Consider the following 22905-nt stretch of genomic DNA (forward strand, 5'->3'; position numbering starts at 1 on the left):
AGGCGACCGTGTTCGGATTCACTTCCAGCTCGGTCGCCGGCGCCGCTCGGCGTTCACGGGGGTGCGGACCGGCCCCGCGCGCAGGACGCTGAAGGCATGGCACATCCGAGGGAACATCCGCACATCGTGGTGCACCCGCCGGCCCTGGACGGCTCACGGCGGGTCACGGAGGGCGAGGAGACGCTGGGGATCGCGACGCACGTCGACGACGTGGGCGAGATCCTGCGGCTGGCCGACCTGTACGTCACCGATGTCGGGGGAAGCGACCTCATCGAGTGGCAGGGAGGCGGCCCCGACGAATGGCCGGGACTCTCCGAACACCATGAGGAGACCTGACTACGCGCGTACACCTGGAGACGTAGGACGTCTACGCAAACCTCAAATCCTGCTCTGAACATGGTTCAAGAGGCTTCAACCGACCCCGGGCGTGGGCACATTCTCGTCACGCGAGGCCCGCCGGCACGGGGGCGGCGGGCCACGCGACCGGGGGAACGGGGGACGGCTCCTGGGAGCCGGGCACGCCAAAGGGGCGGTCCGACCAGATGGTCGGACCGCCCCTTTGGCTGCCGGCGGCGTCGGACTCCGCTCAGACCTCCAGCGTCCTGATCGACGTCGGCGCGTGCCCCGGCTCGGTCGCGATCTCCTCGAACTCCACGACACTGCCGATGTCGTTGGTGGTCGACATGGAGATGTTGGTGACGCGCTCCAGGATCGCCTCGACGACGACCGGGACCCGGTACTCCTGCGCGAGCTTCTTCGCCTGCTCCAGGGCCGCGCCCAGCTCCGCCGGGTCCGTCACCCGGATCGCCTTGCAGCCCAGGCCCTCGGCGACCTTGACGTGGTCGACGCCGTAGACGCCCAGCTCGGGCGAGTTGACGTTCTCGAACTCCAGCTTGACCTGGAAGTCGATGTCGAACGCCCGCTGCGCCTGGCGGATCAGGCCCAGATAGGCGTTGTTCACCAGGACATGGACGTACGGGATCCGGTGCTGCGCCCCGACCGCCAGCTCCTCGATCATGAACTGGAAGTCGTAGTCGCCGGACAGGGCGACGACCTGTGCCTCCGGGTCGGCCTTGGCCACGCCCAACGCGGCCGGGACGGTCCAGCCCAGCGGGCCCGCCTGGCCGCAGTTGATCCAGTGGCGGGGCCTGAAGACGTGCAGCATCTGGGCGCCGGCGATCTGCGAGAGCCCGATCGTCGAGACATACCGGGTCTCGGGGCCGAACGCCTTGTTCATCTCCTCGTAGACACGCTGCGGCTTGATCGGGATGTCGTCGAAGTGCGTACGGCGCTGGAGGGTCGCCTTCCTCTCCTGCGCCGAGGCCGCCCACGCCGAACGGTCGGGGAGCCGGCCCTCGGCCCGCAACTCCCTTGCCACCTCGACGAACAGCTCCAGAGCGACCTTGGCGTCGGACGCGATGCCGTAGTCGGGTGCGAAGATCCTGCCGATCTGGGTCGGCTCGATGTCGACGTGGACGAACCTGCGGCCCGCCGTGTAGACGTCCAGCCTGCCGGTGTGGCGGTTGGCCCAGCGGTTTCCGATGCCGAGGACGAAGTCCGACTCCAGGAAGGTCGCGTTGCCGTAGCGGTGCGAGGTCTGCAGGCCGACCATGCCGGCGTTCAGCTCGTGGTCGTCGGGGAGCAGGCCCCAGCCCATCAGGGTCGGGACGACCGGGACGCCCGTCAACTCGGCGAACTCGACGAGGAGTTCGGCCGCGTCGGCGTTGATGACCCCGCCGCCGGCGACGATCAGCGGCCGCTCGGACTCGTTCAGCAGCCCGATCGCCTTCTCGATCTGGGCACGGGTCGCGGCCGGCTTGTAGGCCTGGAGCGGCTCGTACGTCTCGGGATCGAACTCGATCTCGGTGAGCTGGACGTCGATCGGCAGGTCGATCAGGACCGGGCCCGGACGCCCGGAGCGCATGAGATGAAAGGCCTGCTGGAAGACGCCGGGAACCTGGGCGGCCTCCAGGACGGTCACGGCCATCTTGGTGACCGGCTTCGCGATGGAGGCGATGTCGACGGCCTGGAAGTCCTCCTTGTGGATCACCGCGGTCGGGGCCTGGCCCGTGATGCACAGGATCGGGACGGAGTCGCCGATGGCGGAGTACAGGCCGGTGATCATGTCGGTGCCGGCGGGACCGGAAGTCCCTATGCAGACACCGATGTTGCCCGCGCGGGTGCGGGTGTACCCCTCGGCCATGTGCGAGGCGCCCTCCACATGGCGGGCGAGGGTGTGACGGATGCCGCCGGAGGCCTTGAGCGCCGCGTAGAAGGGGTTGATCGCCGCGCCGGGCACACCGAACGCGTCGCTGACGCCCTCGCGCCTGAGGATCTCAACTGCCGCGCGGGCAGCGGTCATACGTGCCATCGAGTTCTCCTGCCTCGGCTGTCGGAATGCGCACTCCCGTCGCGCCCCGCGGAGAGTTCGTCCGTCTGCGTTTATTCCACATTGCGGAAATTATTTTCTGCTATCTGGAAGCAATGTAAGTGGGTGGGGGAAGGCAGTCAAGAGAGGGACAAGCGGGGGTCAACAGGTGCACGATGAGGGCCATGTCCGAGAGCGTCCGGGTGCGCTGCCCGGCCTGCCGGCGCGAGCACCTCTACACGGCGCCGTCGTATCCGTGCGCGTGCGGGGCCCCCGTCGTCCCGCCGCTGGACCACCGCGCGACCGCGACGGCCGTCACCCACGCCGTCTGGGAAGAGGACTGGATCACCGTGCGCTGCGGCGCCTGCGGGCGCCGGGGCGAGTGGCCGCACCCGGAACTGGGGTGCCCCTGCGGAACGGTGCTGCGGGTACCGGTGGCGCGGGACGCCGAAGCGGGAGACGCAGATGTGGGAGACACCGATGCGGGAGACACCGGCGCGAGGGACACCGCTGCGGGGGACGCCGCCGTGACGGGCACCGAGGTGACGGGCGCCGAGGTGAGGGACGCCGGTGCCACGGGCGCCGGGCTGACGGACGTCGGCCTGCCCGGCCCGACGGGCGCCGGACTGCCGGACGTCGGCACCGGGTCGGCCCCGGCCCCGGAGCGTCCCGACCGGCATCGCCCCCGCTTCCAGCCCGTCACCATCCGCACGGCCCGTGACGCGGTCACCGCCGCCGCGATCTATCTGCGCTGGCTCGGTTACAAGGACATCCGCCGCGCCGATCAGCGACCGCCGTCCGGTATCGGTATCGCGGCCCGTGGGCTTTTGGCGCAGGTCGATCCGACCGTGCGGCCGGCCTCGGTGCGGGACGTGGAGTGCCTGTGGCTGACGGCCATGACGGAGTCGGCCGGATGCGTCTACTTCTCGCTCGCCGGGTACGCGGGCGACGCCCGCGCCCGGGCGGACGACCTGGGCGTGCCGTTGTTCGTCCTGGATCTGACGGGGACGCCCCAGCCGGTGAACGGTGTGGCCGACGAGATGGACGCCGCCGGGGCGTGAACCCCGGCGGCGTCCGGTACGACGCCTGTCTCAGACCCCGTACTTCTCCCTCAGCTCAATCTTCCGCACCTTCCCCGACACCGTCATCGGGAAGGCCTCCAGGATGCTCAGCCTGCTGGGCACCTTGTAGTGCGCGAGCCGTCCCTGGCAGAAGGCCCGCACCTCCTCCAGGGTGGGCGGGTCGACCGGGTCCCGCGGGATCACACAGGCCAGGACCTCCTCGCCGTACCGCTCGTCCGGGACGCCCACCACCTGGACGTCCTGGATCTTCGGATGGCCGTAGAGGAACTCCTCGATCTCGCGGGGGTAGATGTTCTCGCCGCCCCGGATGATCATGTCCTTGATACGGCCGACGATCTCGACATAGCCGTCGTCCCGCATCAGGGCGAGGTCGCCGGTGTGCATCCAGCGGCCGGGGTCGACGGCCTCCGCGGTCTTCCCGGGCTCGTTCCAGTAACCGAGCATCACGCTGTATCCACGGGTGCACAACTCGCCCGCGACTCCCCGGGGCTGGGTGACGCCGGTGGCCGGGTCGACGACCTTGACCTCGATGTGCGGCAGGACGCGGCCGACCGTGCCGGTGCGGTGTTCCAGGTCGTCCTCGCGGCGGGTCTGGGTGGAGACCGGCGAGGTCTCCGTCATGCCGTAGCAGATCGACACCTCGGACATGTTCATCTCGGCGACGACCCGCTTCATCACCTCCACCGGGCAGGGCGAGCCCGCCATGATGCCGGTCCGCAGCGAGGTGAGGTCGTACGTCGCGAAGTCGGGGAGGTTCAACTCCGCGATGAACATGGTCGGTACGCCGTACAGCGAGGTGCAGCGCTCCTGCTGGACCGCTTCGAGGGTGGCCCTCGGTTCGAAGGACGGGGCCGGGATGACCATGCAGGCGCCGTGCGAGGTGGCCGCCAGGTTGCCCATGACCATGCCGAAGCAGTGGTAGAAGGGGACCGGGATGCAGATCCGGTCCTGCTCGCCGTAGGCGATCATCTCCCCGACGAAGTAACCGTTGTTGAGGATGTTGTGGTGGGAGAGGGTCGCCCCCTTGGGGAAGCCCGTGGTGCCCGAGGTGTACTGGATGTTGATCGGGTCGTCGCAGGACAGCTCCGGGTACGGCGCCGGGGTCCCGCGGGCGATCAGCGCGTCCCAGCTCGGGTCGCCGATGTAGACGGCCTCCCTCAACTCCGGGCACTTTCCGCGCACTTGCTCGATCATCGCCCGGTAGTCGCTGGACTTGTGGCTGAGCGACGCGAACAGCAGGGAGATTCCGGCCTGGCGCAGGACGTACTCCACCTCGTGCGTCCGGTACGCCGGGTTGATGTTCACCATGATCGCGCCGATGCGGGCGGTGGCGTACTGGACCAGCACCCACTCGGGGCAGTTGACCGCCCAGATGCCCACCCGGTCGCCCTTGGCCACCCCGCTCGCGAGCAGCGCGTACGCCAGCTCGTCGACGTCGGCGGCGAACCGGGCGTACGTCCAGCGCCGCCCGGACGGCACGTCGACCAGCGCCTCGCGCTCCGGCCAGGCGGCGACGGCCCGGTCGAGGTTGGCGCCGATCGTGTCGCCGAGCAGGGGCGTGGTGCCGGTCCCGTGGGTGTACGACAGCCCCGTCATCGGAAGTCCTCCTCGCGGTACTCGGCGTCCGAGCCGGCCGCCGTGGCCTCCCGCAGCTCGATGCGGCGGATCTTGCCGGAGACGGTCTTGGGCAGGGCGCCGAACTCCAGACGGCGGATGCGCTTGTAGGGGGCGAGGACCTCACGCGAGTGCTCGAAGAGCACCTTGGCGGTGTCGGCGCCCGGCTGCCAGCCCTCGGCCAGCACGATGTACGCCTTGGGCACGGCCAGCCGCAGCTCGTCCGGGGCGGGGACGACGGCCGCCTCGGCCACCGCCTCGTGCTCCAGCAGGGCGCTCTCCAGCTCGAACGGGGAGATCTTGTAGTCGCTCGCCTTGAAGACGTCGTCCGCGCGGCCGACATAGGTGATGTAACCGTCCTCGTCGCGCGAGCCGATGTCGCCGGTGCGGTAGTAACCGCCCGCCATCGCCTCCGCCGTACGGTCCGGGTCGCCGTGGTAGCCGGTCATCAGACCGACGGGACGGGCGGACAGGTCGAGGGCGATCTCGCCCTCGGTGGCGCCGGGCGCACCGGTCACCGGGTCCAGGAGCTCGACCGCGTAGCCCGGGCTCGGCCGTCCCATCGAGCCGGTCTTCAGGCGCTGGCCCGGGCTGTTGGCGATCTGCACCGCCGTCTCCGTCTGCCCGAAACCGTCCCGGACGGTCACGCCCCAGGCGCGCCGCACCTGCTCGATGACCTCGGGGTTGAGCGGCTCCCCGGCGGCCACCGCCTCGCGCGGCTTGTTGCGCAGCTGGGTCAGATCGGCCTGGATGAGCATGCGCCACACGGTGGGCGGGGCGCAGAAGGTGGTGACACCGGCCCGGTCCATCTCGGCCATCAGCCGGCCCGCGTCGAAGCGCGTGTAGTTGTGGATGAAAACGGTTGCCTCGGCGTTCCACGGGGCGAAGAGGTTGGACCAGGCGTGCTTGGCCCAGCCGGGCGAGGAGATGTTCAGGTGCACGTCGCCGGGTTTGAGGCCGACCCAGTACATCGTCGCCAGATGCCCGATCGGGTACGAGGTGTGGGTGTGCTCGACCAGCTTGGGGCGGGCCGTCGTACCCGAGGTGAAGTACAGCATCAGCGGGTCGTCGGCGAGGGTGGGGCCGTCCGGGAGGAACTCGGCGGGGGCGGCGTACGCGTCCTCGTACGGCTCCCAGCCCTCCTCCGGCAGACCGCCGACGGAGATCCGGGTGTAGGCGCCGGGCACGTCGTCGAACTTGGCGGTGTCCTCGGCCCGTACGACCACATGCCTGACTCGCCCGCGCTCGACCCGGTCCCGCAGGTCGGCGGGGCCGAGCAGCGGGGTGGCCGGGATGACGACCGCGCGCAGCTTCATCGCGGCCAGGGCGGTCTCCCACAGCTCGACCTGGTTGCCGAGCATGACGAGGATGCGCTCCTCGGCGCGCACGCCGCGGTCCTTCAGCCAGTTCGCCACGCGGTCCGAGCGCTCGGACATCTCGGCGAAGGAGACCCGGACCTCGGTGCCGTCCTCCTCGACGATGTGCAGAGCGGTCCGGTCATTGCCGTCGGCGACGACGTCGAACCAGTCGAGCGCCCAGTTGAAGCGCTCGGGCCGGGGCCAGCCGAATCCCTCGTACGCCTTCGCGTAGTCCTCGCGGTGCTCCAGCAGGAAGTCCCGCGCGCTCCGGAAACCTTCCGTAGCCGTAGTCATCGTCGTCCTCCACGCTTCCTCGGTCCTTCGCCTCCGGCTCACTCCGCGGTACCGGACCATTGCCGTGCGGCTCTCTGCCATCGTGTAATCCGTGATGCAGGTCTCACTACCCCCGAACGGGGGTGCGTCGTGGGAAACGGGCCCCGGGACAGGGTCCACACTGCGGGAAAGGGCGAGCAGGTGACAGCAGACACGGCCACAGCCGTGGAGATTCGCGGTGCGCTGGTGCGGCTGCGGCGCGCGACCGGGCTGCCGGTCGCCTTCGGCGGACTGGTGGAGCCGGGGCGGCAGCATGTGCGCATCAGCGAACTGAACGGCAACACGACCTCCGCGCTCAGCGGACTCCCGGTGACCTCCGGCAACGGCCTCGGCGGCCGGGCGGTCGCGTTCGCCCGCCCGTGCGCCGTGACGGACTACACCTCGTCGCGGCAGATCAGCCACGAGTACGACATCCCGGTCGCGAGGGAGGGCCTGCACTCGATCCTCGCGGTCCCGGTGGTGGTACGACGCCGGGTGCGCGGTGTCCTCTACGGCGCCCTGCGCACTCCCCAGCCGCTGGGCGACCGCACGCTGGACGCGGCGATGGAGGCCGCCCGGGACGTCGAGCAGGCGCTGGTGGTGCAGGACGAGGTGCGCGGGCTGCTGACGGAGATCGCCCGCTCCGAGCCGGCGCGGGAGGCGGCGGGCGCCGCCTGGGAGCAGGTGCGGGAGGCGCACGCGGCGCTGCGGGCGCTGGCCCCGCGGATCGCCGACCCGGCGCTGCGGGCGGAGCTGCTCGACGCGTGCCGGCTGCTGACCCCCTCGACTCCCCCGGCCGCGGCCCGGCTGACGCCCCGCGAGCTGGACGTCCTGGCCTGTCTCGCGGCCGGTGCGACGAACGCCGCCGCCTCCGAGCGGCTGGCGCTGCGGCCGGAGACGGTCAAGAGCTATCTGCGCTCCGCGATGCGGAAACTGGGTGCGCACACCCGGGGTGAGGCGGTCGCCGCGGCGCGCCGCTCGGGGCTGCTGCCGTAGCCCTCGGTAACCGGCTGGACGAGCGGCTATTCATTCATCGGCGCTTTGAATTTGGTTCTGCTGCGCCATTGTTATGTCCCTCACCACGTGGTCCGTCCGAATTACTAAGAAGCGTTGCCTAGAATTTGGCTCGAACACGACACACGGAGGGGAGCGGTGACCGTGCGACGGGACTTCAAGGAGCCTGCCAGATGCCGCCCCGACCAGGTCATCGGCCGGGAGGAGCTGTTCGGCGCGGCGCGTGAGCAGCTCGCCCGCGGCGGCAGTGTGCTGCTCCACGGCCCCGCCGGAATAGGAAAGTCGACCGTCCTGCGGGCATTGGCATCCGAATATGGGACAGCGGACCACACCGTGTTGCGCTGCTCGGCGACCGAGTCCGAATCGCATCTTCCGTTCCTGGCCCTGGCCGACCTGCTCGGTCTGGTCCTCGACGAGGTCTCCGACCTGCTGCCCACGGCCCAGCGCACGGCCCTGGAGTCGGCGCTCACCGGCCGCGGCGAGTCCACCCTGCAGCAGGACGGGCTCGCCCTGCGCCTCGCCGTGCTCTCCACCCTGCGCGCCCTCGCCGCGAAGGGCCCCGTGCTCGTCGTCGCCGACGACCTCCAGTGGCTGGACTCCGCGAGCGCCGAGCTCCTCGGCTTCGCCGCCCGCCGCCTCGGCGACACACCCGTCCAGCTGCTGTGCGCCGTGCGCACGGAGGGCCAGGAGTACGACCGTCACCTGCGCGCGTCACCGCCCGACACCCTCGCCGTCCGGCTCGGCGCGCTCTCCCGCGCCCAGGTCTCCGCACTGCTCGACGACCGCGGCTACACCGGTCTGCCCCGCTCCACGGTCCGCGACATCCACCGCACCAGCGCGGGCAACCCGCTCTTCGCCCTGGAACTCGGCCGCGCCCTCGCCGAGATGCCCGCCCCGCCCAGGCCGGGCGAGCCCCTGCCCGTGCCGACCTCGCTGCGCGCCCTGGTCCTCAACCGCCTGGAGGCGCTGTCCGACGAGGCCCGCCGCACCCTTCTCGTCGCCAGCGCGGGCGCCCGCCCCACCCTCGCCCTGCTGCACGCGGCCGGCCGGGAGAACGCCGAGGCGGAGACCGCGCGGGCGGCCGAACTCGGGCTGCTGGCCACCGACCCCGAGGGTCCCGCCGTACGGTTCGCACACCCGCTGATCTCGGCCGCCCTCTACGCGGAGGCGCCCGCGCAGGAGCGGCGGGCCGCCCATGCCGCGCTGTCCACGGCCGCCTCCGACCCGATCGAGCGGGCCCGCCACCTCGCCCTGGCCACCACCGGCACCGATCCGGAGACCGCGGCCCGGCTGTCCGAGGCCGCCGCCGTTGCCCGCGACCGCGGCGCGCCGTCGGCCGCCGCCTCGCTCGGGCTGCTCGCCGCGCTCCACACACCGGCCGACGGCGACCCCGGTCCGGACGAGCGGCGGCTGCAGGCCACCGAGGACGCGATCACCGCCGGGGAGGTGGACCTCGCCCGGGACATCGCACGTGAGGTGCTGACCCGGGCCACCGACCCGGGTCAGCGGGTGCGGGCCTGGATGGTGGTGATCGAGGCGGCCGGACAGGCGCTCGGCGAGGTCGACACCGTCTACCCGCAGGTGCTCGCCGACGCCGGCGACGACCCCAGGCTGCTCGCCCTGGTCCACTACCAGCTGGCCTGGCGCGGCCTGGTCGTCGAGGGCGACTTCGCCAAGGGCCGGGAGGAGGCCGCGCACGCGGCGGAGCTCGCGGCGAAGGCCGGTGACCGGCGCACCGAGCTCCTCGCGCTCTCCTTCCAGGCGCAGACCGAGACCCTGATGGGCCATCCGGACTCCCCGACGACGATTCTGCGGGCGCTGAAGGAGCCTCAGGACCCGCAGGTGGCCTGTCATCACAACGGCGCGGGCATGGCCCGCTACCGCTGGCTGATCATGAGCGACGAGCTCCCCGAGGCCCGCTCCACCGTCAGCGGGCTGCTCCGCGAGGTGCGTCGGCGGGGCATGGTCGAGAGCGAGGTGCACTTCGTGCGTCTGCTCGCCGAGACCGAACTGCGCACCGGGCACTGCGGACGCGCCCTCGACCTCGCCCGCGAGAGCATGCGGCTCGCCCGGGACTCCGGGATCGGCGAGATCGCCTCGGCGGTGCTCCTCTCCCTCGCGGAGGCCGCCGGCGGGGCCCCGGAGCGGGCGCTGGAGCTGAGCCGGGAGGCGGTGGAACTCGCCGAGCGGGCCGGGGACCAGATGTACATCTCCCGGGCCCTGACCGCGCTCGGCCACGCCCAGCTGGTGGCGGGCGACGCGGAGGGGGCGGCGGGCTCGCTGCGCCGCGTACGAGAGCTGGAGAACGGTTTCGGCATCACCGATCCTGCCCGCGGCCGCTGGCACGGCGACCTCGCCGAGGCCCTCGTACGCACCGGGGAACTCGACGAGGCCCAGCAGGTCGTCGACGAGACCCGCGCGCACGCGCTGCGGCTGGGCCGCGAGAGCATGCTCGCCGTACTCGACCGCGCCGAGGCGCTGGTGCGGGCCGCGCACGGCGAGCACGACGCGGCCCTCGCCCAGCTGACGTCGGCTCAGGACCGCCTCGCCAAGCTGGGATACGGACTGGAGGCCGCCCGCGCCGCCTTCGCGCAGGCCGCGCTGCACACCGGGCGGCCGGGCCCGGCGTCGTACGACGAAGCCGCCCGGCTCTTCCGCCGCTGCCGGGCCCTGCCGTGGCTGCGGCAGGTCGAGGCGGCCACCGCCGCGAGCCGGGTGGAACCGAATCCCCCCACTCCCGCGTCAGAGGGCCTGGAGGGCCTCGCCTCGATGGAGCGTCAGGTCGCCGCGCTCGTCATGGAGGGCGCGACCAACCGCGAGATCGCGGCACGTCTGTTCATCAGCGTCAAGACGGTCGAGGCGACCCTCACACGGGTCTACCGCAAGCTCGGCATCCGCTCTCGGGTGGATATCGTCCGACTGGCGGCGGGGCGTCGCACAAAGTGAGGTTTGTCCGGGTTAACTAGCCGACGACCGAGGGTTTTCCCTGCCCCATTCCCCTAGGGGGTTCCCTCATTGGGAACGGGAACTTCCGCGCTCTAGCTTATGAACGTGCCGCTCGCCCGGGCATACGGGGGTCGGTCCCGCGACCCCCGTGCACAACCCCCCACACCCGCGCGACCCCCCACCGGCAATCCCCACGAGGAGACGCATGTTCGGGATCGACCGCGCAAGGAGAACCGCCGCCGTCGTCGCGGCGACCGCTGCCACCGCAGCGACCGCACTGCTCAGCGCCCCCACCGCTGTGGCCGCCCCCCAACCCGTCGTGGGCGGCACGACGACCACGACGACCGCGTACCCGTTCATGATGCAGATTACCGACGCCTCGCAGAACCAGTTCTGCGGCGGCACGCTCGTCTCGGCCACCAAAGTCGTGACGGCCGCGCACTGCATGGTGGGTGAGACCACCAGCAGCGTCCGGGTCATCGGCGGCCGCACCTACCTCAACGGCACCAACGGCACGGTCAGCAGGGTCAGCAAGATCTGGATCAACCCCGACTACACCGACGCCACCAACGGCGACGACGTCGCCGTCCTCACGCTCTCCACGTCGATGTCGTACACCCCGGCGTCGTACGTCTCCCCGTCCCAGACCGGTGTGTACGCGGCCGGCACCACGGCCCGCATCCTCGGCTGGGGCACCACCTCGGAGAACGGCAGCTCCTCCAACCAGCTGCGGACCGCGACCGTCCCGATCGTGTCCGACTCCAGCTGTGCGAGCTCCTACGGTTCGGACTACGTCAAGTCCGACATGGTTTGCGCCGGATACACCTCCGGCGGCACAGACACCTGCCAGGGCGACAGCGGCGGTCCCCTGCTCATCGGGGGCGTCCTGGCAGGGATCACTTCTTGGGGCGAAGGCTGCGCGGAAGCCGGTTACCCGGGTGTCTACACCCGGCTGACCACCTTCTCCAGCCTGGTGACCGCGCAGGTCAACTCCTAGCCCCAGAAGGTCTCCTGAGTATCCCTCAGGTGAGAGACAAGGGGGCGTTGCGGGCTACCACGAGCAGCCCGCAGCGCCCCCTTTCCATGCGTGTGTTTCCGTGCGCGGTGTTTCGGTGTTTCGTACGCGGTTTCCGTGCGCCCAGCGATGTGCAGGCGCTCGGCGGCGGCGACGAAGTAGCTGATCTGCCGGAGTTCCATGAACTCGACTCTAGAGGGGGACGGGGGACGGGGGGGGCGACCCGCGAACCACCCGTTCACGGGCTGCCGGCTCACGGCCGGCGTCGGAAACGGCTACCGGATCACGCTGCCGAAACGGATGTCGTACGAGGCTCCCGGATGCATGTCCGCCAGCATCCGCTCCCCCTGCGCGGTCACGTCCTCCCGCTGGGCCCTGGTGAGTCTTCCGAAGGGTTCGATGACGAGTCCGTCCTCGCGCAGTTTCCACACCCCGGCGAGGAAGCCGTCGACGAGGAGGGTGCAGTAGGCCATGTTTCCGACCCAGTTGCGACCCCAGTACTCGGGCGGCACGACGCGGGTGCGGTCGGCGTGGGAGAGGAGCAGGTTGTCGAACTCGGGGAGGAAACGGGGTGGGGCGGGTGTGTCGGGGCCGGGGCGGGGAGCGTCGGGAAGGTCGAAGAGCTCGGTGCCGTTCTCGTCCCGGAAGGTGAGCAGCCGGGGCCGAAGCCGCTCGAACGCGTCCCGGAGGCGGGTGAGTCCGGCCCAGGTCTGCATGTCCTTGACCGAGGCGGGGCCGAAGGCGGCGAGGTAGCGGAGGACGGTGGAGTCAGGGGCGGGGGCAGGGGCGGGGGCGGGGGCGGCGGCGGAAGGACTGGAACTGGGGGTGGGAGTGGTCGGCGGGGTCGGGCGGGCTGCGGGGTGGCCGTCGAGCCAGTGGTCCAGTGTCGTCAGGGCGACCTGGCCGCTGCGGCCCCACAGGCCGCGTGGGGTGACCTGGACGAGGGGCAGTGTGCAGCGGGCGGCGATCCCGAGGGCCTGGGGGTCGGCGTCGGGCCATTCGACGGCGAGGGCCTCGCGCAGTTCCTTCATGGTGCGGGGCTCGGCCTCGACGAGATCGCGGGCGAGGACGGCGAGGCGGCCGAGGTCGACGCCGGCAAGTCCCTTGCGGAAGTTGGTGAGTTCGCGATCGCGGGCCGGCTGGACCAGGGGGCGGAGGGTGCGGGCGTCGGCGGCGGTGTGGGTGTGGATGGTCGACCGCATGGTGACGATCCGCACCGTCGTTCGGTCCGCCATCGGCGCGGAGAGCCGCTCGGGCACGAAGCCGTCGAGACGAGCGGCGAGCGCGTAGTACGGCGGCTTGACGTTCTGCGCCTGAAGCCCGAGGAGATGCTCGACGGCGGCCTCGACGGAGAGCGGGGCCCGGCGAAGGAGCAGCTGCCGGTCGAGAGTGGCGCGGTTGAGAGCGCGGCGATCGAGTACGGGGGCAGAGGCAGCGGAAGCCCGGCGCCCGCCGACGGGGGCGCCGGACGCAGGGGCGCCGCGCTCCCCACGGGCGCCGGAAACGGGGGCCCCGGACGCAGAGGTGCCGCGCTCCCCACGGGCGCCGGAAGCGGGGGCGCCGGAGGCAGGGGTGCCGCGCTCCCCACGGGCGCCGGAAACGGGGGCGCCGGACGCAGAGGTGCCGCGCTCCCCACGGGCGCCGGAAACGGGGGCGCCGGACGCAGAGGTGCCGCGCTCCCCACGGGCGCCGGAAACGGGGGCGCCGGAGGCAGGGGTGCTGCGCTGCCTGCCGGAGCCGTCGACGGGGGCGCCGGAGGCCGGGGCGCCGCGCTGCCCACGTGGGCCGCTCGTCCCGGTCATTCGTCGCCTCCACGAGCCGCGCTTTCTGCCCTGCCGTGGCCTTGAGAGACCGCCACCGTCATCGCGCCCTCGCCCCGAAAGTCGGTCCCGGTCGTCGCGGCCTGCCCACGGAAGCTCATCACCCTCACCCCGCTTGCCCCACCAGACCCACCTGCCCCACCCGCCCCACGGAATCCCGTCTCCTTCGTCATGTCCCGCACGCTAACCGCCCTCGCGGTCAGCCGCTGTCCGCAACTCTCACCGAATCCCGGCTCCGGCCGCCACCCCGGTCTCGTTTGCCCCGTATATCCTGCCCGGGATCACGCAGCCACAGGCTCGATCCGGGAGGCAGCCGCATGTCCGAGCGACCCGCCCGTCCGGCGCCGAGGAACTCGGTGAAGTCCGTTCTGCGCCGCGCCCTGACGACCCCGCAGCCGCCCTCGGCCGACACCGCTTCCCCACCGGCCGCCCCCGCCCCGGCAGAGCCGTCGGAGGTGGCGAGCGTAGTCCAGGCGGCGCTGTACCGGGACGGCGTCCGTGTCTCCTCCCCCGCCACCCTCGCCGACACCTACCGCGAGCTGCGCGAGGAGCCGGACGGTATGGCCTGGATCGGCCTCGCGCGACCGACGGAGGGCGAACTCCTCTCCCTGGCAGAGGAGTTCGACCTCCACCCGCTGTCGGTCGAGGACGCGATGGAGGCCCACCAGCGCCCGAAGCTGGAGCGCTACGGCGACACGCTCTTCGTCGTCCTGCGCGCGGCCCGCTACCTCGACGCCCCCGAGGAGGTCGACTTCGGCGAGCTGCATGTCTTCGTCGGCCCCGACTTCGTGATCACCGTCCGCCACGGCGCCGCCCCCGACCTCTCCGCGGTCCGCCGCCGTATGGAGGAGTCACCGGAACTGCTGGCACTCGGCCCCGAGGCCGTGCTCTACGCCATCCTCGACGCGGTGGTCGACGGCTACGCCCCGGTCGTCGCCGGCGTCCAGAACGACATCGACGAGATCGAGACGGAGGTCTTCCGCGGCGACCCGGAGGTCTCCCGCCGTATCTACGAACTCTCCCGCGAGATGGTCGAGTTCCAGCGCGCCACCCGCCCCCTGGTCGGCATGCTGCACAGCCTGATGGCCGGCTTCGCCAAGTACGAGACCGACGAGGAGCTCCAGCGCTACCTCCGGGACGTCGCCGACCACGTCACCCACACCAGCGAGCGCGTCGACGGCTTCCGTCAGGCCCTCACCGAGATCCTCACCGTCAACGCGACCCTGGTCACCCAGCAACAGAACGCGGAGATGCGGGCGTTGGCGGAGGCGGGCTTCGAACAGAACGAGGAGATCAAACGGATCTCGTCGTGGGCGGCGATTCTCTTCGCTCCGACGCTCGTCGGGACCATCTACGGCATGAACTTCACGCACATGCCGGAGCTGCACTGGCTGCTCGGCTACCCCTTCGCGATCGCCCTGATGGCGGCCGTGTGCACCAGCCTGTACATCATCTTCAAACGGCGGGACTGGCTCTGAGCAACCGGTCGACGAGGGCCTGAACGAACCCTGGTCCTCGTCCGGTTCGCGGGGCCCCGGCTGGAAGCTGCGCTGCTGGTCGTTGAGATCGTTGCGGATCACGAAGTCCTCGGTGGGATCGGTCGGCCACACGAAACCGTGGCGCCGAAGGGCTTCCAGGTACCGTTCGTTCTGCGGCGCGTCGGTGACGATCAGGTTGTCCGCGTCGTTGTAACGCCACGGGTTGTCGGACAGGCGGATGCGATGCTCGACCCCCAGCCCTTCGAACACCGTGCCGGACGCCGTCGGCGTGCTGATCCGCAACGGGAGACCGCCCGCTTCGGCGTTCCTGCGCCGCATGGACGTGACCGTCGACTTCGTCCCGCCCGACGCCGAGCTGCGCCGACGGCTGTGGTCGGCTCACCTGCCCGGCGGCCACCAGGTCGGCCCGGCCGTACTGTCCGACATCGCACGCCGGTGTGATCTGACCGGCGGCCAGATCCGCAACGCCGCGCTGCACGCCGTGCTGCGCGCTCTGGACAGCGGCACGGCCGTCAGGGACGAGGACGTCGTCGCGGCGGTGCGTCGGGAGTACCGCCGCACCGGCGCGTCCTGTCCACTGCCGATCCGGACGGAAACCGGCCGATGACAGCGCCGCCGCTGGTGAGTTGCATCATGCCGACCCGCGACCGGCGCCGGTTCGTACCGCGTGCGATCGCCTACTTCCTCCGCCAGGAACAGCCCGCCATAGAGCTCGTGGTCATCGACAACGGAACGGACGACGTCGAGGACCTCGTACCGCGGCTGCCGTCCGTCCGGTACCACCGGGTCACCGAACGCATGACGGTGGGCACGGCCCGCAATCTCGCCTGCGAGATGGCCTCGGGCGCTCTAACTGGAGTCGGGGCGGGCCGATCTGTGCGGCATGACGAGCCTGCTCTACCACGACCCGTCGGGGGCCGGGCCTGGCGCTTCACATGGCCACCCCGGCTCCACCGCTGGTTCGCGGGCCAGAGCCTCTGCTACCGGCGGGAAACTGTGGTTGCGCTCGCCCTTCCCCGACCTCCCCGACGGGGAGGACTCCGTGTTCGTCCGGCGTCTGGCGAACCGGACCGTCGCACCCCAGTTCGTGTGACGGCGCCGTGACAGGGCACGGCGGGACTGGCTCCGAGGGGTGATCGCGGGCTCGTTGCGCGCGCCTGTCAGCCGTGGTTGGCTCACCCGATGGATCTTCTGTTGACCGCGAGCGGCCTGCGCAACGAGACACTGCGGGAGGCACTGCGGGACATGCTGGGAAAGCCGTTCGAGGCGGCGAACGTCGTGTTCGTACCGACGGCGTCGGTCGCCGAGGCCGGGGACCACGGATGGCTCGTCGAGGACATGAGCCGGCTGCACGGCCTCGGCTGGCGGGAGTTCGACGTCCTGGAGCTGAACGGCCTGCCCCGGCGGATGGTGCTCGACCGGTTGCTCCACGCCGATGTGATCTATGTGGAGGGTGGCAATCACTACCACCTGGCGCGCAGCATCACCGGCAACGACCTGGCCGACGGATTCCTGGCGGCGCTGGAAAGCCGGGTCTACGTGGGAGTCAGCGCGGGATCGATGATCTTCAGTCGGAATCTCACCGAACACTCTGCGGACGTCATCGGGGACACCGCGGACCTGCACGCGCTCGGCGCGACGACCGTGCAGCCGCCGTTCGGCCTCTTCGACTGGTACCTCAAGCCCCATCTCCACTCGCCGCACTTCCCCGAGCGGGACGACGCCTGGGCCGATCGCATCGTCGCGCGCGCGGACTTCCCGATCTACTTCATCGACGACGAGACGGCCGTCCGCGTCCAGGACGACAAGACGACCGTCGTCTCCGAGGGCAGTTGGCGCTTCCATCCGTGACGCGACGGGTGGGGTGGGTTACGGGCCCCGCTCCTACGCAGTCGTCTCGGAACGGGGTCCGGATCCGGGTCCGGGTTCGGGCCCGGACTGAGCGACCTCGTCCACGGCCGCGCACGCCCGCTTCTCCGGCACACCGGCCGCGATGAGGGTGGCTACGGCGACGCGGGTACCGTCGTCCTCCAGGGCGCCGGTGTTGACCTCCTCCAGGAGGGCGACCGTCATCGCTTCGAGGCCGGCGCTGAGGACGGCGGGCGGCAGGTGGGTGTGGAAGAGCCCGTCCGCCTGACCACGGTCCAGGACGGCGGTGACGCGGTCACGGGCCGGCGCCAGGATCTCGGCGACGCGTTCGGTGCCCAGGTCGTGCCGGGCCAGGGCGAGGAGCATGCGGTAGCGGTCGCCGACGGGCCAGATGGAGAGCAGGAAGCGGACGAGGGCACGGTCGGCGGACTCCTCGGGCTCCTCCCCTGCCGCGATCGCGCCCCGCAGGCTCTCGGCGGCCTCGTCCGCGAGCGCCTCCAGCAGCGCCGCGCGTCCGGGGAAGTGCCCGAACAGCGTCCGCCGTACGACACCGGAGGCGCGGGCCAGCTCCTCGAGGGTGATCTCGGGGTTCCCGCCCAGTTCGCGCCGGGCGGTGGCCAGGATGCGTGCCCGGTTGGAACGCGAGTTGCGTCGCTGCGGCTCGCGGGCGACGGGCTTGGACACGAAGAGAACCTCGATGGGTCGGAGCGGCGCGAGGGCGCGGTGGAGCGGAACGGTCGGCGCCCCATTCTGGCATGGGATGCCGTCACGCCGTCCGAGCACTGATCGGAACCGGGCTCCGGGCGGCCGGGGTCGGCCGCCCGGAAAGGGTCACTCCTCGTCCGCCGTGGTCACCGGACGGGTCCGGCCGGGCTCCGGCAGCTCGCCCTCCTGGGCCCGGATGTACAGGACGTCGCCGATGAACAGGTCGTACACCAGGACCCCGATCACGCCGCCGACCAGCGGCCCGACGATGGGTATCCAGAAGTAGTTGCTGAAGGCACCCGATAGGGTGCCGGGCATCGCCAGGTCCTGCCAGCCCGCCGCCCAGGTGAACAGGCGCGGTCCGAGGTCGCGGGCGGGATTGATGGCGTAGCCGGCGTTCGCGCCGAAGGACATGCCGATGGCGGCGACCGCGAAGCCGACCAGCAGTGGGGCGAGGTTCGCCTTCACCGCCGTGTTGCGCAGGTCGATCAGTGCGACGACCAGCATCACCAGGAAAGCGGTACCGACGATCTGGTCGATCAGCGGGCCCCAGATCCCGCCGTGGAAGTACGGCGCGGGGAAGGTGGCGAAGATGGAGAACGTCGCGAGCGTGTGGCCGTTCGTCTTCGGGCCCTTCGCCACATGGTCGAAGGTGTTGATCGCGTCGTGGTAGACGGCGAAGACCAGCGCGGCGCCCGCGAACGCCCCGATCAGCTGGGACGCCCAGTACGGCAGGACCTTGACCCACGGGAACTTGCGGCGCACCGCCATCGCCAGGGTCACGGCGGGGTTGATGTGGGCCCCGCTGACGCCGCCCGCGACGTACACGCCGAAGACGACCGCCATGGCCCAGCCCCAGGTGATCAGGAGCCAGTCGCCCACCCCGACGAAGATCGTCGTGGGTCCGGACGTACGGCCGGATCCGGGCAGTGCCGCGACCGCCATCGCCACGACACCGCAGCCGAAAGAGATGAGGACGAAGGTCCCCAGGAACTCTGCGATGCATTCACCCCAGAGCCCTCCGCGGCGCCTGAGCCTGGAGGGTTTCACCAGGGGAGGGATTTCCACAGCCATGTCGGCCCCCTAGGAATGAGTCCGCTCAGCACCTCCATCGTCCGCCGCGGACGCATCAAGCGCATCATTCGTGGCACCCCATCCAGATGGGGAGATGGCCGGCCTGGTCGTCCGGGTGCGGGTCTGGCGGAAATCGGACATAAGCGGCTCGCTCAAGGACGCCGGCCACGGCATGTCGTACGGCTAAGGGGTCGGAATGCCCGCCGGGCGGGCGGGGCGGCCGAAGCGGACCGGGACGCCGGGTGAGTACAGGACGCTCACCGGGTCCCCCACCGGCTCGGGGAGCCCGGCCGCGACCACCAGCTCCTCGTCGCACTCGAGGAGTTCGGCCCGGTGCAGGGGCCAGCGCGGATGGGCGTTGGGCAGATACATCTGACGGCCGAAGAAGGCGCTGTGCATGCCCCAGCGCGCGGTGAGGAAGTGCTCCAACTCCGTTGGTTCCGCGATGCGTTCGCCGACCCGGACGGTGATACGGCTGTGCGCGCCGCGGGGGCCGGGCCAGCGGCGGACACTGCTGTAGGTGACGGTTTCCCCGTCCGCGTCGGCCCGCCTCTCGATCTCCATACGGGCCCAGATGTACGGAATGCGGAAACCGATCCGCCCCACCGCGACCGGGATCAGCCGGGAGGCGTCGAGCGAGCGGAACACGACGCCGCGGCGCCCGTTGGCGTCCACCGAGTAGAGGCGCACGTTGGTTTCGGGGAAGGTGCCGAGATACGGCACGCCGGGGAGGTGCAGCCAGCCCACCCGGTGCATCCGGAACGCCACCAGGCCGATGTAGGTGACGCCGTCCAGGGTGTCGGGCACGGTCCCGGGCGGCAGGAGCGGTGCCACGTCGGCCGGGTCGGCGGCCCAGTGGAGGAAGGCGAGATCGAGCCAGGACTGGGTGAGCAGGGCGCGCCGTATGACTCCGGGCGCGTCGGCCGTGATGGGCTCGGCGGGTACCGGGGGCTGCGGCTGCGGCGGCACGGTCGGCGGCATCACGCCAGTATCACAGCCGCCCCGTCACCCGACTCGACCCCGGGGGCAAAGGGATCGCCATGATCTGCGGCCCGGCTCCTGGCCGCGCCGTTCACGGCACAGGCGCTGTCCGTCGGCCTGTTGGCCTCTTGCCCTCTTGGCCCGCCACCCTGCCCTGGGCGGACGCCGGCCCGCCGAGGAGGCCGCCGGTGCGCTGCACCCCGTACCTGATGTCCGTCCTGGTGATCGTCTTCACGATCACGTTCGCCCCGCGCGCCCTGCCCCTCGCGCCGCCGGGCCCATTGCGCGGCCCGGCGGCCTGCGCTTGGGGGCGGGGTGATGTGGGTGGGCCTGCCCTGGGCGGGGGTGCGGGTGTGTCAGGCGGGGCGGTCCGTTCCCACGGCGTACGGCAGGACGGTGACCGCCACCGCGGGGAGGTTGCCGAGAGCGTGGGCGAGGTTCTCGGCCGTGCCGCGGTGCAGCAGACGGCCTAGGAGGGTCGGGTAGGCGCGGTGCGGGAGGAGCAGGGTGAGGGCGGTGTCGCCGTCGGCCGTGGTCGCGCGGGCCAGGTCGGTCAGGGTGCGGACGAGACGGCGGTCGGGACAGTCGACGAGCTCCAGAGGGACGTCGGTCGCGTCCGTCGCCTGCCAGCGGGCCGCGAGGCGCGCGGCGCGCGAGGCGTCCACGGCGACATGCACGGCCCTGACCTCGCCCGGCCGCAGTTCGTGGGCGTAGCGCAGGGCCTGGAAGACCGCCGGGTCGAAGGTGTCGACCAGGACCAGGACGATGTGCCGGCGCCAGTGGGCGCGGTCGCTCTCCCGGGCGGGCGGCAGGGACTGGAGGGCTGTGGTCTCGGCGCGGTACTCGCGGTTGATGCGGATCAGTGTCCACACGCCGAGCGGGAAGACCACGACGACCAGCCAGGCGCCCTCGGCGAACTTGGTGACGGCGAAGATCAGGACGACGGCCGCCGAGACCGTCGCGGCCGAGATGTTGACGGCGATCTTCCAGGCGCGGCCCGGCTCCCGGCGCCGTAGGTGATAGGCCGTCAGACCGGCGCCCGCCATGGTGAACGCGGTGAACACGCCGATGGCGTACAGCGCGACCAGCCGGTCCACGTTGGCGTCGGTGACCAGGAGCAGGGCGAGGGCCACCACGGAGAGGGTGATGATGCCGTTGGAGAAGGCGAGGCGGTGGCCGCGGCGGGTCAGCTGCCGGGGCAGGAAACGGTCTTCGGCGACGAAGCTGGCCAGGTGGGGAAAGCCCGTGAAGGGCGTGTTGGCGCCGGTGTAGAGGATCAGCGCGGTGGCCAGCTGGACCAGGGTCAGTCCGGCCGTGCCCGCCCAGGACTGCCCGAAGACCAGGTGGGCCTCCTGGGCGAGCACGGTCGGGGTGCCGTCGGTGTACGGGATCGCGTGGGTGAGGCGGGCGAGGCCGGAGACACCGAGGACCAGGACGCCGAGGGCGCAGCTCATGGCGACGAGAGTCCGGCGGGCGTTACGGCCCTGGGGTTCACGGAAGACGGAAATCCCGTTGGAAATCGCTTCCAGACCGGTGAGCGAGGAGCCGCCGTTGGCGAACGCGCGCAGCACCATGAAGAGGGAGGCGCCGTAGAGCCAGCCGTTGCCCTCGGTGCCGAGGGGGACGGCCCCGGCGGCGTGCACGTCGGCCCGCGGAAGATCGCCGAACGCCCAGCGGGCGACACCGACGGCGAGCACCAGGCCGACCGAGCCGATGAACAGATACGCGGGCGCCGCGAACATCCGGCCCGCCTCCCGCAGCCCGCGCAGATTGCCGTACGCCAGAAACACCACGACCACCGCGCTGACCGGGAGTTGGAGGTGGTCGAGGCCGGTCCAGCCGCCGCCGGCCAGATGTGCGAGGGAGATCAGCGCGTTGGTGCCGGCCGAGACCTGGACGGCGACCGTGACGACGTAGTCGACGAGCAGCGCGACGGCCGCGACCTGGGCGATGTCGGGGCCCAGGTTCTCCCGGGCGACCACGTACGAGCCGCCGGCCCGGGTGTAGATCATGACGACATCGCTGTAACAGAGCGTCAGCAGTACGAGGACGCACAGCACGGCGCCCGTCACCGGCATCAGCAGCGTGAACGCGGCGACCCCGACGACCGGGACCAGCACGCGCAGCATCTCCTCGCTGCCGTACGCCGAGGAGCTGATGCAGTCGGAGGCCAGGACGCCGAGGGCGGTGCGGTTGCCGAGTTTCTCGTGACGGATGCGCGCGCTCGCCAGCGGCGGGCCCAGCAGCAGGCGCTTGAGGCGGTAGCCGAGCGGCTCGCCGAGGCCGGGGACGGAGTCGTTCGTGGACATGAGGCCCATGACAGCGAGGTTCCCGCCACCTGCGCGTCAGGCCACCCCGGCGGAGGGCCAAGCGGGTGTAAAGCCGCGCCGGCCGGCCGCCGACGGCATGGCCATCAGCTATACATAGTATGTATAATCGCTATGTATAGTCCTGACATGTCTCTGACCAACAAGATGAGGAAAAGGGCGCACGGGTTGCGTGCCGTCGCCGTGATTTCCGCCGCCGCCTCCCTGGCGATCACGGGGTGCGCGAAGGTCGACACCACCGCGCCCAGCGCCGCCCGCTCCCATGTCTCGGCGCAGGCGCGGTTCGGGACCGTGGACTGCCGTGAGGCCAAGTGCATCGCGCTGACCTTCGACGCGGGGCCCAGCGAGAACTCGGCACGGCTGCTCGACATCCTGAAGGAGAAACACGTTCCCGCGACCTTCTTCCTCCTCGGCAAGCGCCACATCGAGAAGTACCCGGAGCTGGTCAGACGGATGGCGGCCGAGGGCCACGAGGTGGCCAGCCACACCTGGGACCACAAGATCCTGACCCGGATAGGACCCGAGCAGATACGCGACGAGCTGGAGCGCCCGAACGAGGCGATAGAGCGCCTCATCGGACACCGCCCCACCCTCATGCGCCCGCCGCAGGGCCGTACGGACGCCACCGTGCAGAAGATCTGCAAGGAGCTGGGCATGTCCGAGGTGCTGTGGAGCGTGACCGCCAAGGACTACACGACCACCGACTCCGCCCTCATCACCCGGCGCGTCCTGGCGCAGGCCTCCCGGGACGGGATCATCCTGCTGCACGACATCTACCGGGGCACCGTGCCCGCGGTACCGGGCATCATCGACGCGCTCAAGGAGCGCGGGTACGTGTTCGTGACCGTGCCCCAGCTGCTCGCGCCCGGGAAGCCCGAGCCCGGAAAGGTGTACCGGCCGTAGCGCCCGGACACACCACCG

17 protein-coding genes and 1 pseudogene are annotated in these 22905 nt (G+C 71.2%); 10 read left to right on the plus strand and 8 right to left on the minus strand.

Annotation, left to right across the window (positions count from 1 at the left end; translation table 11 throughout):
• The first annotated feature begins 96 nt into the window (after positions 1 to 96).
• Positions 97 to 336 (plus strand): hypothetical protein, encoded by a 240-nt coding sequence (locus ABZT17_RS36055; protein ID WP_356355452.1) that lies wholly within the window; start codon positions 97 to 99, stop codon positions 334 to 336.
• Positions 337 to 586: 250 nt separating this feature from the next.
• Here ABZT17_RS36055 and gcl read toward each other — a convergent pair whose 3' ends face one another.
• On the minus strand, positions 587 to 2371 hold the full coding sequence (gene gcl, locus ABZT17_RS36060) for a glyoxylate carboligase (protein WP_356355454.1): 1785 nt from the start codon (positions 2369 to 2371) through the stop codon (positions 587 to 589).
• A gap of 182 nt (positions 2372 to 2553) precedes the next feature.
• Here gcl and ABZT17_RS36065 point away from each other — a divergent pair, with 182 nt between their 5' ends.
• The gene (locus tag ABZT17_RS36065) at positions 2554 to 3429 is read left to right on the plus strand and encodes a hypothetical protein (RefSeq protein WP_356355456.1); all 876 of its coding nucleotides are present in this window, start codon (positions 2554 to 2556) and stop codon (positions 3427 to 3429) included.
• A 30-nt stretch (positions 3430 to 3459) separates the two neighbouring features.
• Here ABZT17_RS36065 and ABZT17_RS36070 read toward each other — a convergent pair whose 3' ends face one another.
• Together ABZT17_RS36070 and ABZT17_RS36075 are read right to left on the minus strand one after the other, a co-directional pair.
• Entirely contained in the window at positions 3460 to 5046 is a 1587-nt protein-coding gene (locus tag ABZT17_RS36070) for an AMP-binding protein (protein WP_356355458.1), read from the minus strand.
• Positions 5043 to 6716, minus strand: a complete 1674-nt coding sequence (locus tag ABZT17_RS36075; RefSeq protein ID WP_356355460.1) for an AMP-binding protein — start codon at positions 6714 to 6716, stop codon at positions 5043 to 5045. The genes ABZT17_RS36070 and ABZT17_RS36075 overlap by 4 nt, the downstream gene beginning before the upstream one ends.
• 180 nt (positions 6717 to 6896) lie before the next feature.
• Between ABZT17_RS36075 and ABZT17_RS36080 the strand changes: the two genes are divergently transcribed.
• The 3 genes from ABZT17_RS36080 (at position 6897) to ABZT17_RS36090 (ending at position 11691) form a co-directional block, all read left to right on the plus strand.
• Positions 6897 to 7730 (plus strand): LuxR C-terminal-related transcriptional regulator, encoded by an 834-nt coding sequence (locus tag ABZT17_RS36080; RefSeq protein ID WP_356355461.1) that lies wholly within the window; start codon positions 6897 to 6899, stop codon positions 7728 to 7730.
• A 156-nt stretch (positions 7731 to 7886) separates the two neighbouring features.
• Positions 7887 to 10694, plus strand: coding sequence for an AAA family ATPase (locus tag ABZT17_RS36085; protein ID WP_356355463.1), 2808 nt, complete (start codon positions 7887 to 7889; stop codon positions 10692 to 10694).
• A 205-nt stretch (positions 10695 to 10899) separates the two neighbouring features.
• Entirely contained in the window at positions 10900 to 11691 is a 792-nt protein-coding gene (locus ABZT17_RS36090; RefSeq protein WP_356355465.1) for a serine protease, read from the plus strand.
• A 293-nt stretch (positions 11692 to 11984) separates the two neighbouring features.
• Here the strand turns inward: ABZT17_RS36090 and ABZT17_RS36095 are convergent.
• Positions 11985 to 13139 (minus strand): annotated as a pseudogene (locus tag ABZT17_RS36095) (winged helix DNA-binding domain-containing protein); the annotation flags it as partial.
• A gap of 707 nt (positions 13140 to 13846) precedes the next feature.
• Between ABZT17_RS36095 and ABZT17_RS36100 the strand changes: the two are divergent.
• From ABZT17_RS36100 to ABZT17_RS36115, 4 genes are all read left to right on the plus strand, one after another.
• Entirely contained in the window at positions 13847 to 15007 is a 1161-nt protein-coding gene (locus ABZT17_RS36100) for a magnesium and cobalt transport protein CorA (RefSeq protein WP_356355467.1), read from the plus strand.
• A 238-nt stretch (positions 15008 to 15245) separates the two neighbouring features.
• Complete coding sequence (locus ABZT17_RS36105) at positions 15246 to 15635, plus strand: hypothetical protein (RefSeq protein ID WP_356355468.1); 390 nt, start codon at positions 15246 to 15248, stop codon at positions 15633 to 15635.
• 26 nt (positions 15636 to 15661) lie between these two features.
• Positions 15662 to 16132 (plus strand): glycosyltransferase family A protein, encoded by a 471-nt coding sequence (locus ABZT17_RS36110; RefSeq protein ID WP_356355470.1) that lies wholly within the window; start codon positions 15662 to 15664, stop codon positions 16130 to 16132.
• 78 nt (positions 16133 to 16210) lie between these two features.
• Positions 16211 to 16879, plus strand: coding sequence for a Type 1 glutamine amidotransferase-like domain-containing protein (locus ABZT17_RS36115; protein ID WP_356355472.1), 669 nt, complete (start codon positions 16211 to 16213; stop codon positions 16877 to 16879).
• Positions 16880 to 16912: 33 nt separating this feature from the next.
• Here the strand turns inward: ABZT17_RS36115 and ABZT17_RS36120 are convergent, their stop codons facing one another.
• From ABZT17_RS36120 to ABZT17_RS36135, 4 genes are all read right to left on the minus strand, one after another.
• Positions 16913 to 17581 carry a helix-turn-helix domain-containing protein gene (locus tag ABZT17_RS36120; protein ID WP_356355474.1) on the minus strand — a complete coding sequence of 223 codons (669 nt, stop codon included), beginning with the start codon at positions 17579 to 17581 and terminating at the stop codon, positions 16913 to 16915.
• Positions 17582 to 17728: 147 nt separating this feature from the next.
• On the minus strand, positions 17729 to 18676 hold the full coding sequence (locus ABZT17_RS36125; protein WP_356355476.1) for an MIP/aquaporin family protein: 948 nt from the start codon (positions 18674 to 18676) through the stop codon (positions 17729 to 17731).
• Between the two features lie 183 nt (positions 18677 to 18859).
• Positions 18860 to 19657, minus strand: a complete 798-nt coding sequence (locus tag ABZT17_RS36130) for a DUF2071 domain-containing protein (protein ID WP_356355477.1) — start codon at positions 19655 to 19657, stop codon at positions 18860 to 18862.
• Positions 19658 to 20013: 356 nt separating this feature from the next.
• Complete coding sequence (locus ABZT17_RS36135) at positions 20014 to 21966, minus strand: APC family permease (RefSeq protein ID WP_356355479.1); 1953 nt, start codon at positions 21964 to 21966, stop codon at positions 20014 to 20016.
• Between the two features lie 147 nt (positions 21967 to 22113).
• Between ABZT17_RS36135 and ABZT17_RS36140 the strand changes: the two genes are divergently transcribed.
• On the plus strand, positions 22114 to 22887 hold the full coding sequence (locus tag ABZT17_RS36140; protein WP_356355481.1) for a polysaccharide deacetylase family protein: 774 nt from the start codon (positions 22114 to 22116) through the stop codon (positions 22885 to 22887).
• Positions 22888 to 22905 lie beyond the last annotated feature (18 nt).

Origin of the sequence: Streptomyces sp. NPDC005648, assembly GCF_040605395.1 — a bacterium.
Taxonomy (GTDB): Bacteria; Actinomycetota; Actinomycetes; order Streptomycetales; family Streptomycetaceae; genus Streptomyces.

Excerpts from the sequence above, each read along its gene's own strand:
- ABZT17_RS36055 (WP_356355452.1), top strand. The coding sequence starts at position 97 with ATGGCACATCCGAGGGAACATCCGCACATCGTGGTGCACCCGCCGGCC.
- ABZT17_RS36135 (WP_356355479.1), bottom strand. The coding sequence starts at position 21,966 with ATGTCCACGAACGACTCCGTCCCCGGCCTCGGCGAGCCGCTCGGCTAC.
- ABZT17_RS36115 (WP_356355472.1), top strand. The coding sequence starts at position 16,211 with ATGGATCTTCTGTTGACCGCGAGCGGCCTGCGCAACGAGACACTGCGG.
- ABZT17_RS36140 (WP_356355481.1), top strand. The coding sequence starts at position 22,114 with ATGTCTCTGACCAACAAGATGAGGAAAAGGGCGCACGGGTTGCGTGCC.
- ABZT17_RS36075 (WP_356355460.1), bottom strand. The coding sequence starts at position 6,716 with ATGACTACGGCTACGGAAGGTTTCCGGAGCGCGCGGGACTTCCTGCTG.
- ABZT17_RS36100 (WP_356355467.1), top strand. The coding sequence starts at position 13,847 with ATGTCCGAGCGACCCGCCCGTCCGGCGCCGAGGAACTCGGTGAAGTCC.
- ABZT17_RS36110 (WP_356355470.1), top strand. The coding sequence starts at position 15,662 with ATGCCGACCCGCGACCGGCGCCGGTTCGTACCGCGTGCGATCGCCTAC.
- ABZT17_RS36130 (WP_356355477.1), bottom strand. The coding sequence starts at position 19,657 with ATGCCGCCGACCGTGCCGCCGCAGCCGCAGCCCCCGGTACCCGCCGAG.
- ABZT17_RS36070 (WP_356355458.1), bottom strand. The coding sequence starts at position 5,046 with ATGACGGGGCTGTCGTACACCCACGGGACCGGCACCACGCCCCTGCTC.
- ABZT17_RS36090 (WP_356355465.1), top strand. The coding sequence starts at position 10,900 with ATGTTCGGGATCGACCGCGCAAGGAGAACCGCCGCCGTCGTCGCGGCG.
- gcl (WP_356355454.1), bottom strand. The coding sequence starts at position 2,371 with ATGGCACGTATGACCGCTGCCCGCGCGGCAGTTGAGATCCTCAGGCGC.
- ABZT17_RS36105 (WP_356355468.1), top strand. The coding sequence starts at position 15,246 with ATGCGATGCTCGACCCCCAGCCCTTCGAACACCGTGCCGGACGCCGTC.
- ABZT17_RS36065 (WP_356355456.1), top strand. The coding sequence starts at position 2,554 with ATGTCCGAGAGCGTCCGGGTGCGCTGCCCGGCCTGCCGGCGCGAGCAC.
- ABZT17_RS36125 (WP_356355476.1), bottom strand. The coding sequence starts at position 18,676 with ATGGCTGTGGAAATCCCTCCCCTGGTGAAACCCTCCAGGCTCAGGCGC.